3 protein-coding genes and 1 pseudogene are annotated in these 2926 nt (G+C 44.2%); all 4 read right to left on the reverse strand.

Annotated features, from left to right (window positions below; translation table 11 throughout):
• Positions 1-223 precede the first annotated feature (223 nt).
• Positions 224-514: a DeoR family transcriptional regulator gene (locus L1N85_RS26690; RefSeq protein WP_235242049.1), complete on the reverse strand. Its 291-nt coding sequence runs from the start codon at positions 512-514 to the stop codon at positions 224-226.
• 81 nt (positions 515-595) lie between these two features.
• Positions 596-736, reverse strand: a pseudogene (locus L1N85_RS28140) (thymidine kinase); the annotation flags it as partial.
• Between the two features lie 118 nt (positions 737-854).
• Entirely contained in the window at positions 855-1649 is a 795-nt protein-coding gene (locus L1N85_RS26700) for a TerC family protein (protein WP_235242050.1), read from the reverse strand.
• A gap of 576 nt (positions 1650-2225) precedes the next feature.
• Positions 2226-2423, reverse strand: coding sequence for a hypothetical protein (locus tag L1N85_RS26705; RefSeq protein ID WP_235242051.1), 198 nt, complete (start codon positions 2421-2423; stop codon positions 2226-2228).
• Between the last annotated feature and the right edge of the window lie 503 nt (positions 2424-2926).

Below are 2926 nucleotides of genomic sequence, written 5' to 3' on the forward strand. Positions count from 1 at the left end.
TGTGTAATAGACGCGCTCTCTATTACATCGGGCAGAGAGGGGAGACTCTAAAGTTTTATTCCGGCTATATTCTTAATTTTACACTCGGCTTTACCAAGTTCGGCGAGGAACGGTACGATCTCACGCTGGAGGACTTTCTTACGCAGATCGATGAGTATAATTAACAGGGTTGGAATTGCAGAAAGCGAAGAGACTGGCGGAAAAATAAGTTACCTGACGACAATTAATTCCATTTAACATATAGCTGGAAGGATAAAGCTCTCCCCGAGTCAATGATGATATGGTCGCCGTCCTCAACCAGGCTGGCCGCCATTTTCCCAATACGCATTTTCTGATCCAGATTTTGGCTGGATCTTTCATTGAAGGGAGGCTCGTCATTCGTCCATTCCTCCATAATGACGCCGCCATGGGTTCTTTTCAGACTCCCCTCCAGTTCGATCTCCGACAAGTCGCGCTGAATCGTCGCTTCATGCACATATGGGCACGATGGGCTAATACAATGTTCTTCATACAAAAAAAGCTCCCAGCCGATCAAATCCGGCTGAGAGCTTTTTTTAAAAGAATTCCTTATAAGTATGGATCTGCCAAGCGCCCGCTATGTTTTGTGGAATGCTTGATTGTAGCAGCGTCTGCAAACCGGCTTATATTCCTCATTGCCGCCGATTTGAATCTGCTCGCCTGTATTCAGCGGCTATCCATCGTTGAAGCGGATAACCATTGTCGCCTTCCGGTCGCAATCGCCTTATCGATGAGCTGTGCCAATTGAATCTCCTCCAAAAACAGTTCAATACTCCTATTATGCAGGAAGAAGCTTTGGCTAAGCACGCTAGATTCGAACAGCTGCGACCGTTTTATTAATGAGCAGTCTCGGCTACGCCTTCCTCATCCTTCTCTTTGTCGCTCGACAAGAAGTAGCCAAGCACCGCGATCAGAACAAGAACGATGTAGAACGTAAGCTTCCAAGCTGTGGAATGGGCAAACTCGTATGAAATGATACCCACCGCTTCATGCGATAATGTATATACGGCCAGCTTCACCCCGACCCAGCCAACGATAACAAACGCTGCAGTTTCAAGACCCGGCTTGCGGTGAAGCAATTTGACGAATACGGTTGCCGCAAAACGCATAATGACAAGACCGATAAATCCGCCGAGGAAAATAACCGCAAAGTGACCGCCGTCCATACCTCCGATTGTCGGAAGATTGGTTGTCGGAAGCGCTACTGCAAGCGCAACGGCCGCGAGGATAGAATCGACTGCGAAAGCGATATCCGCAATCTCAACTTTTATGACAGTAACCCAAAAGCCGCTTTTCTTCTTTTCTTTCTTCTCGTTTTCAGCAGCTTCGTCTTCAGCTTTCTTCACCAAAATCTTTCTAAAGATATGATTCAGCGCAATGAACAACAGGTATAATGCACCGATCGCCTGCACCTGCCATACGTCGACCAAAAACGAAATGGCAAATAAGGAACCGAACCGGAATACGAATGCTCCTGCCAAGCCGTAAAACAAAGCTTTCTTGCGCTGCTTATCCGGTAAATGCTTAACCATGATGGCAAGAACCAGCGCGTTGTCTGCCGCCAGCAAGCCTTCAAGAGCAATCAGGACGAGCAATACCCAACCGTACTCCATTATTAAAGCGAAATCCATCTTTTTTCCTCCTTGTTTGTGTTCGTTTAGCACCAAAAAAAAGAGACCTTTGCCTTGGGTAGGCAAAGGTCTCGCTAACAACGCTGCAACGTTGCCAATAAAGCCGGAGAAGGTCATTCTCGTATTGACGACTTTACTGTACCAGCTACTCCCCTTTGGAGCTTGATACTAACCGTTATATAATACTGCTACGTGCATACATGTTGATACGAGCCCACTTATAAATAAGTTTCACTTTCTTCAAAAAAAATATTCATCGTCAAATCGAGAGCCTAGTTATATTTCTCCAAAATAGCCTCCGCCTTCTCCGAGCTTGCGACAACGATCAGCACGAGCAAAAGCGAAGCGAGAATAACAGCACCCAGCATAGACAGTCCACCTCTTTTTTTTCTTTAAAGCTATGCTGGGCATCCTTATTTTATGAGTAATCGAGTAGGCGCATAACTTAGTTATCCGCCTCTCACAGATCCGGACGTGTAGGTCGTCGCATCCGCATCTTTGATTTAAAAAAGCTGAACTAATCAATTACACAAGTTCTCGGCTGCACCGGTAGCACGAACTTGAAAAACCCATACGCTACTCATTTGAAGTGTGCAATTCAAGAGCCACAGTATTTCTGAAGTCAGGATCCTTAAATAATTTGATTAAAAAAGAATCCATTTTGTCTCTTAGCCAAATATGGTCGACCCGGTCTTTATCATGCACGAAAACCGCCAATTCTGTTCTGTTTCCTTCAAGATCTTCCGCATACATGGCATTCGTAAGAACAAACATCGTTGATCCTCCTTTAAATCCAACTTTCGTAAAGTTGGATTGGGAATCGGGGACCCTCCCAAGGATAGATTCGATTATACTTTGGACTTCCGGATTGAAGTGCTGGCGGCTATTTATTATGTTCATGATGTGCGCATACTCCTTCGTAGTTGAACCGGGGAGTCTGCTGGATATAAGATACTGTATTTTTGTGCTTAAAAAATTTTTTTGAGTTGAGATAAATTCACTAGCATGATCGTTTTTGCAGATTTCATGAATTTTAATGCTCAGCTCTATGTACTCTTCTTGTGACATAGCTTCAATTCGTTGTATTATCTTATTTTTGGTTAATCCCTCGAATCTGGATAAATAAGCAGGCAGCAGAAAGGATGACCCAATAGGAAAGACAGCTTGATGACTGTTTAAATCGGTTCTTCCCAGTTTAGCATGACTATTTGCTGTCAATCATTGTAGTAGAACCCTGAAGGGAGATACCATTGATGACGGAAAATGAGATATTTAAT

It is taken from the genome of Paenibacillus alkaliterrae, from assembly GCF_021532375.1.
In the GTDB taxonomy this organism is placed as follows: Bacteria; Bacillota; Bacilli; order Paenibacillales; family Paenibacillaceae; genus Pristimantibacillus; species Pristimantibacillus alkaliterrae.